Annotated in this window: 1 protein-coding gene; it reads right to left on the reverse strand. The window is 68.8% G+C overall.

The features are described 5' to 3' along the window. Nucleotides 1–1088, reverse strand: a 1088-nt coding sequence (locus tag ACZ3TS_RS43065; protein WP_467628744.1) for an IS1380 family transposase, incomplete at both ends; no start/stop codon positions are given.

Genomic DNA, 1088 nt, shown 5'->3' on the forward strand with positions numbered 1-1088 from the left:
CCAGCGTTGGGGTAGGTGGAGGGTGAGGCGGCGGGCGCCGGTGGCGATCCGGGCGGGGATGTTGATCAGGTGGCGGCGGATGGTGCCGGTCCGTGCCCTGGCGTGGAAGACGGAGGCGAGATGGCCGGCGGCGCGGGTGAGGTTGTAGGCGGTGGCTGCGAGGGTGAGCCAGGCGGCGTTCGCGGTGAACTTCCCCGACGGCAGGTGAGCGAGCGCGGAGTCTTCCAGGTCGGCGAAGACCTGCTCCACCTGGGCGTGTTCACGGTGCATGGGTTCGGCCTGGGCCAAGAGGAACGGGCTGTCGGTGAAGATGACGTGGTGGCGCCAGACACCGAACAGTTCGGCCTGCCCCACCGGCACACTCTTCGGGTTCAGCCGCTTCACGCGGCGCACGACCAGCCGGGCGGTGGTGTGGAACGCCTTCTTCTTGCTGGTGAATGCGGTGAACGGGACTTCGGCGATCTCCGCGTCGGAGATCCAGCGTTCCTCCTCGGCGTCCCAGACGGCGGCGGCGTACTCGATGGGTGTCCAGGCGGACTCGTCGATGACGGCGATCGCCTCGCGGATCGTCTTTTTCACCGCCACGGCCAGCGAGAAGTGCGCGCCCGCCCTCCGGCACACATCCACCACCTTGTGGGAGAAGTACGCCGAGTCCGCACGCACGATGATCTTCGCGGTGATGCCCATCGCCCTCACGGTGGCGAGGGCCTCGCGCAGCAGGCTCGCCGCGCCCTTGCCGGAGCCTGCCGAGCCCTTGCGTAGTCGGGTGGCCACGATGACCGGAGCACAGAGCGCGGTCTTGACGGTGACGATCTGGAAGTGCAGGCCGCGCTGCTTGGTGTAGCCGAACGAGGCACCCTGCTTGGCCGGCCCGTAGACCTGCTTGACCTTGGAGTCGATGTCGACGAAGACCACCTCGTCCGTCGTAGGGACCAGGCCGGTGTGTGCCGCGAGATTACAGGTGAACGCCCGTGCAGCGGACTCCAGTTGGCGTACGTGCCCCCAGGTGAAGGCGCGCAGGAAGGACCCCAGCGTGGACGGGGCGCGCACGCCGCCGAACAGGCGCGGCAGGCCACCGTGGCGCAGCA

This window comes from Streptomyces sp. NPDC022910, from assembly GCF_055561075.1.